The organism is Amycolatopsis bullii, assembly GCF_014654205.1.
GTDB classification, from domain to species: domain Bacteria; phylum Actinomycetota; class Actinomycetes; order Mycobacteriales; family Pseudonocardiaceae; genus Amycolatopsis; species Amycolatopsis plumensis.
This window is the reverse complement of record NZ_BNAW01000022.1, coordinates 126,550-132,549: the sequence shown is the minus strand read 5'-3', so window position 1 is coordinate 132,549 and position 6,000 is coordinate 126,550. Positions and strand designations below refer to the sequence as shown.

Below are 6,000 nucleotides of genomic sequence, written 5' to 3'. Positions count from 1 at the left end.
GGCCGCTCCCATCGCGAGGCCCGGCAGCCGCCCAGGCCCCCGGCCGCTCCATCGCCCGGCCCCGGCAGCGGCCCAGGCCCCGGCCCCGGCTCCCGGCGCCCAGCCGCTCCATCGCTCGGCGCCCCGCTCCCGGACCTCCGGCCTCCCGGCCCTCGGCCCTGACCCCGGCTCTCGGCCCGGCCCACCCCGGCCCGAACCCCCGGCCGCTCCATCGCTCGGCGCCCGACTCCCGGACCTCGCCCCCGGCACCGGACCGACCCAGCCCGGCCCCCGACCGCTCCATCGCTCGGCCTCTGGCCCCCGGCCCCCGGCACCGCTTCGCCCCGGCCCCGGCCCGGCCCCGGCCCCGGCCCCGGCAGCAGCCTCGGCACCGCCCCGCCCCGCCCCGAACCCGACCCAGCCCGGCCCAGCTCCCGGCTCCCGGCCCCCGGCCCCCGGCCCCCGGCCCCCGGCCCCCGGCCCCCGGCCCCCGAGCGGATGGTCCCGCCCCGACCACCTCACCGGCAGACCGCCCCGCGACCCGGCACGACCCGATCCACCAGGTACGCCACCTCGGCCGCCCGGGCGCACGCGGAGTTGAACAGCCCCGTGTGCCCGTCGTCCGTGCGGGTCAGCAGGGCCGCGCCGTCGATGCTCGCCGCCAGTCCGCGGGCCCAGGCCAGCGGTGTCGCCGGGTCGTGGGCGCCGCCCACCACCAGGATCGGCGGGGCGCCGTGCACCGGGTGGGCCTGGGGTGGGTTCTTCGGCGGGACCGGCCAGCCCGTGCAGCCGCTGGCGAAGTCCCAGTACTCCGAGTACCGCCAGCTGTGCGGCGCCACCGCGCGAACCAGCCCCGCCATGAGGCCCATGTCCGCCGGTCCGGTGAACGGCGACGGGAAGTCGTGGCAGGCGATGGCGCGGTACGCCGCATAGAGCGGGGACAGGAACTGGCTCCGCTCGGTCAGCCCGCGCGCGTCCGGGAACTCACCGCCGGCCGCGGCCAGGGCCTTGCCCAGCATCGGCCAGTCACCCCGGATGTAGAGGTGGCCGTACACCCCCGCCGAGACCTCGTCGGCCGTCGCGGGGCGGCCCAGGTCGCTCGACCAGATCCCGCCGCGGGCCGCCCGCGCCACGACGTCGTCGTAGAAACGGAGGACGTCCCGGCCACGCAAAGCACAGTCGGCCGCCCCTCGGCACCAGACCGCGAACCGGACCAGAGCGTCCTCGGTGGCCGCGGCCTCCTCGAGGATCGCCTGGTTCATCGGCCGCGCGTGGTCGATCGCGCCGTCGAGGACCATCGCCCGCACCCGGCCCGGGTGCTTCGACGCGTAGACCGCGCCCAGCTCGGTGCCGTACGAGAGACCCAGCCACGAAATCCGGGGCTCGCCGAGCGCCACCCGGATCGTCTCGATGTCTTCGGCCGCGCTTTGCGTGTCCGCGTGGGCCAGCAGCGGCCCGGTCCGCGCCAGGCAGTCCGCGCCCGCCTTCCGGTTGTGCGCGACCAGCGCGTCGAACCCCGCCCGCGTCGACGGGAACCGGTCCAGCGCCGGGTCGAACAGCGTCGCCGCATCGCACGTGATGGGTGGCGTGCTGTACCAAACCCCGCGCGGGTCGAACCCCACGACGTCGAAGCGCTGCCGCAGCGCATCGAGCTCCGGCGACGCCAGCCCGCCGAACTGCGCGAAACCCGCCCCCGAGCCGCCCGGCCCTCCCGGGTTCACCAGCAGCGAGCCGATCCGGTGGGCCGGATCGCGCGCGGGCAGCCGGGCCAGTTGCAGCTGCGCCGACCCCAGCTCCGGCCGCGCCCGGTCGATCGGCACCTCGACCGTCGCGCACTCCGCCGACGGCTCCTGCTGCGTGGCGCACGGATGCCACATCAGCACCGACGCCGAAGCGACGGCCGGTACCGCTGCCATGACCACGACCGCCGCGATGACCGCGACGATCCGGCGCACGTCCATGATGTTTCCTCCCCCTGCCCACGCCGGCCTTCGGCGTGCTTCCTTCCTAACAGCGGCCACCGACAGTTCAGGAGCGGCGGGCGGTCCAGGAGGAGAGGAAGAAATCCGGATTTCCTTGTTGCACAACGACTTCCGCGGGAGATCCCACCCAAGAAGTCACTCGATAGTGGTAATTCGCGGGGACCGGCACTCCCTGCGCCGGCGTTTCCGCCGTCCCGCCCCGCGCGAAGCCGAAGACCCCGAACATCGTGACCGCCCCCAGCAGTGCGGCCACCAGCACGCGCCGTTCGATCCTGCCCATCGAAAATCCCCCGTCGTAAAAGGAAAGTCAGGCCGCGCGGACCGTGACGCTGCCGCTCTCGGTGGTCAGGTCCAGCAGGTGCTGAGCCGAACCGTCGGTCGGGACGTCGAATTCGCGGTGCCCGCTGTCGCTGCTGCCCTGGATACGGTACGGACCACCCGGCACGGCCAGCTCGATGCTGCCGCTGTCGGCGTGCACCTTCACGTCGTTCGCCTGGGCCAGCGTGAAGTCGACGCTGCCACTCGAGGCCGTCACGTCGACCGGGCCGCGCACGCCGCGGCCGGTGACGCTGCCGGAGTCGCTCTGCAGCCGGACCTCGCCGACGTCCCGCAGGTCGATCGAGCCGCTGGACAGCCGCAGCTTCACCGCACCGGAAACCTCCTCGACGCGGGCGTGTCCCGAATCGGACTGAACGTCCACACTCGACACCCCGGCGATGTCCAGCCCACCGGAGTCGAGGTTCCCCGTGACGGGCACTCCCGCGGGCACGACGACCTCGAAGTCGACCGTGCAGTTCGTGTCGCACGTGCCGAGCACCAGCTGGTCGCCGACCACGCGGTAGAAGGACCCCTCCGGCTTGCTCCGCCAGTTGTAGTGCACCTCTTCGCGCACCGTCGACGGCCCCGAGCCGGTGCGGATCTTCACCGATCCCGAGTCGCCTTCCAGCTTCACGCTGCGGATGGTCTGCGAAACGGTGCTGGTGTTCTCGTACTTCGAACCCCAGCCCCAGCCGAGCGCGGTCGCCAGGCCGACGCCGATCAGAACGATGCCACCCAGAGCCAGAAGCGGGCGCGCCATGGTCGTTGGTCCCCTCAGTGTTGTTTCCTCTGCGTGAGAAAACGTTAGGGCGGGGTGAGCGGGCCGTACATGGGGGTATCCCCCCGAAAGACCCTGAGATCCCTCCCTGAGACGGGTGGTGCTCGGGGGCATAACCTGGCGAAAGTCTCTCCAGTTCCGTGATCAGGAGGATCCATGCCGCAAGCACCCGGCCCGTACGAATCCCTGCCCGAAGTGCCGTCGTTCACCCTGCGCAGCAACGACGTCGCCGACGGCGAAACCCTGGCCACGCCGCATTTGTCGGGCATCTTCGGCGCCGGCGGCGAGGACCGGTCGCCGCACCTGGCGTGGGAGGGCTTCCCGGCGGAGACGAAGAGCTTCGCGATCACCTGCTACGACCCGGACGCCCCGACCGGCAGCGGGTTCTGGCACTGGGCGGTGTTCAACGTGCCGGTGTCGGTGACGGAGCTGGCGTCCGGCGCGGGCGACGGCTCGGGCCTGCCCGAAGGCGCGGTGACGCTGAAGGGTGACGGCGGGGTCAAGCAGTTCCTCGGCGCCGCGCCCCCGCCCGGGCACGGCCCGCACCGCTACTACTTCGCGGTGCACGCCCTCGACCTGGACAAGCTGGACGTGCCGGAGGACGCGACGCCGGCGTTCCTCGGCTTCAACATGTTCGGGCACACGCTGGCCCGCGCCGTGATCACGCCGATCTACGAGAACAAAGGCTGAGCTTTCCCGGGCCCGGCACTGTTGCGGATCGGCAACGGAGCCGGGCCCGTTTTTGTCGAACCTCGATGACACACTGCGCTCATGCCACCACCGATAGCGACACCCCGGTCCAGAGCACTGGGGTTCGGACTGCGGAAAGCGCGGAAGGCGCGCGGGTACGGGCTGCGCGAGCTGGCCCGCGCCACCGGCGTGCACGCGGCGGAACTGTCCAATTGGGAGCTCGGCCTGCGGGTGCCGAGGATCGAGGAGGTCGCGCTCCTGCTCGGGCAGCTGCGGGTGCTCGGCGAGGAGCGCGACAGGCTGTTCGAGCTGGCGCGCACCGCGCGTGAACCGAACTGGCTGGAGAAGGAGATGCCCGACGCCCCGGCGATCCTGACGTCGCTGGCCGAGTACGAGCGCACGGCGGTCGCGATCTTCAGCTGGCAGCCGATGCTCGTGCACGGGCTGCTGCAGACGCCGGACTACGCGCGGACGATCCTGGCCTACGGCGGCTCCGCTCCCCAGCTGGTCGAGCAGCGGCTGCGGGTGCGCACGATCCGGCAGACGGCCATGCGCGAGCACCGCGCGCCGGAGTACTCGATCGTGCTCGGCGAAGCCGCACTCCGGCAGGAGATCGGCGGGACGGAGATCCTGACCGAACAGCTCCGCTACCTTGTCGGTCTCCCGCGGCGGCTGGCCGTGCGGGTCGTGCCGTCCGGCGGCGGATTTCACCCGGGCCTCAACGGCTCGTTCAGCGTCTTCGAGTACTCGGACCTGCCCGCCATCGTCTTCTTGGACCAGCATCGCGGCAGCGCCTACATCTACGATGAGGATCAGGTGACGGACTACAAGTCCGCCGCGAAGACTATGGGATCCCTCGCGCTGGACGTGGACGAATCGCGCGCCTTCATCGAGGGGGTGATCGCCGAACTGGAGGCCTGACGTGACTTGGCGGAAGTCGACTTACACCGGGCAAGAGGCCGAGTGCGTGGAAGTCGCGCTCGCCCAGGTGGTGCGGATCCGTGACACGAAGGACCGCCAGGGCGGAACGCTCGAAACATCCACCCGATCGTGGGACGCCCTCCTCGACGACCTGCGTTAGCCGACGAAGTTCGCCGAGTTCGGCCCTTCGCGCTCGAGGTAGTGCCCCCGGGTGTGCTCGGCGAAGCCGAACTGGCGGTACAGGCCGTGCGCGTCGGCGGTGTGGAGCATCCAGCGGAACTGCGCGCCGGGCCCGTTGTCGATCATCTCGCGCACGATCTCCTTGCCGAGACCGCTGCCGCGGGCGGAGTCGACGACGAAGACGTCGGCGAGGTAGGCGGACGAGACGCCGTCGGAAAACGCGCGAGCGAAACCGACCATCGAGCCGTCGCGGTAGGCGCCGACCACCCGCCACGAGCCGTCGATGGCGGCTTCGACCTGCTCACGCGTGCGCCAGCGGCCCCAGTAGGCCTCGGTGGAGAGGAACTTCCACACGACGTCGAGGTCCAGCCGCGCGCGGTCGTCGTCGAGTTCGTAGTCGCCAAAAGTCCGCATGCTCCGAAACTAAGACCGTCGTCAACGTGGTTTCAGCAGGTAGTCCACCACCGGCCGCAGCTCCTCGGCCGACGGCGGCTCGTCGTCGATCAGGCCCTGGATGAGCAGCCCGTCGATGCCCGCGAGGAAGACCCGGAACGCCACCTCGTCGTCGTGCCGGACCATCGACGTCAGGACGTCCAGCCAGCGGCGCGCGGCCGGCCGCAGCTCCGGCTTCCGCGCGGCCAGGAGGTACAGCTCGTACTCGGCCATCGTGCGCCCGCGCCGCGGCCCGAGCGCCTCGGCGAGCAGGGCCGCGACCTCTTCGGCGCCGCGTGACCCGCGCGACCGGGCCCGGTCGATCATCCAGTAGACCTCGGTGGCCATGTCGCGGGCGCAGGAAATGAGCGTCGCGACCAGCAGGTCGTCCAGCGACGAGAAGTGGTAGGTCGTCGACGTCGTGGGTACCCCGGCCTCGGCCGCGACCGTCCGGTGCGTGACGCCCGCGACGCCGTCGCGCTCGATGATCCGCAGCGTGGCCTCGATGAGCTCGGTGCGCCGCTTCTCGCCGCGCGCCTTCCGGCCGTCGACTTGGAGCTTCACCATAGGGTGAAAACTACCTGAACGATCGTCCCAAAATAAAGAGCGACGTACACCACATCGGTGGGACTTAAGGCCACTCAACGGGTTACTCATCAGTAAGGACGGTTAGTCTCCCGGCACCACCACAGTTTTTCCCGGACGAAAGGCACCCGAACG

General features: G+C 71.4%; 8 protein-coding genes. 3 read left to right on the top strand and 5 right to left on the bottom strand.

Translation table 11 applies throughout. The features are described 5' to 3' along the window. Window positions 1-497 precede the first annotated feature (497 nt). From IE317_RS24135 to IE317_RS24125, 3 genes are all read right to left on the bottom strand, one after another. A complete protein-coding gene (locus tag IE317_RS24135) occupies window positions 498-1,940 on the bottom strand; it encodes an alpha/beta hydrolase (RefSeq protein WP_191313600.1) in 1,443 nt (480 codons plus the stop codon). A 67-nt stretch (window positions 1,941-2,007) separates the two neighbouring features. After that, a complete protein-coding gene (locus IE317_RS24130) occupies window positions 2,008-2,241 on the bottom strand; it encodes a hypothetical protein (protein WP_191313599.1) in 234 nt (77 codons plus the stop codon). 27 nt (window positions 2,242-2,268) lie between these two features. Next, entirely contained in the window at window positions 2,269-3,039 is a 771-nt protein-coding gene (locus tag IE317_RS24125) for a DUF4097 family beta strand repeat-containing protein (RefSeq protein WP_191313598.1), read from the bottom strand. Window positions 3,040-3,213: 174 nt separating this feature from the next. On the opposite strand from IE317_RS24125, the gene IE317_RS24120 reads away from it, so the two are divergent. From IE317_RS24120 to IE317_RS24110, 3 genes are all read left to right on the top strand, one after another. Further along, complete coding sequence (locus IE317_RS24120) at window positions 3,214-3,747, top strand: YbhB/YbcL family Raf kinase inhibitor-like protein (protein ID WP_191313597.1); 534 nt, start codon at window positions 3,214-3,216, stop codon at window positions 3,745-3,747. Between the two features lie 81 nt (window positions 3,748-3,828). Further along, a complete protein-coding gene (locus IE317_RS24115; RefSeq protein ID WP_191313596.1) occupies window positions 3,829-4,668 on the top strand; it encodes a helix-turn-helix domain-containing protein in 840 nt (279 codons plus the stop codon). A 1-nt stretch (window position 4,669) separates the two neighbouring features. Next, on the top strand, window positions 4,670-4,828 hold the full coding sequence (locus tag IE317_RS24110) for a DUF397 domain-containing protein (protein ID WP_191313595.1): 159 nt from the start codon (window positions 4,670-4,672) through the stop codon (window positions 4,826-4,828). Here the strand turns inward: IE317_RS24110 and IE317_RS24105 are convergent. Beyond that, complete coding sequence (locus IE317_RS24105) at window positions 4,825-5,262, bottom strand: GNAT family N-acetyltransferase (RefSeq protein WP_191313594.1); 438 nt, start codon at window positions 5,260-5,262, stop codon at window positions 4,825-4,827. The genes IE317_RS24110 and IE317_RS24105 overlap by 4 nt on opposite strands. 21 nt (window positions 5,263-5,283) lie before the next feature. Beyond that, on the bottom strand, window positions 5,284-5,844 hold the full coding sequence (locus IE317_RS24100) for a TetR/AcrR family transcriptional regulator (RefSeq protein WP_167384557.1): 561 nt from the start codon (window positions 5,842-5,844) through the stop codon (window positions 5,284-5,286). Between the last annotated feature and the right edge of the window lie 156 nt (window positions 5,845-6,000).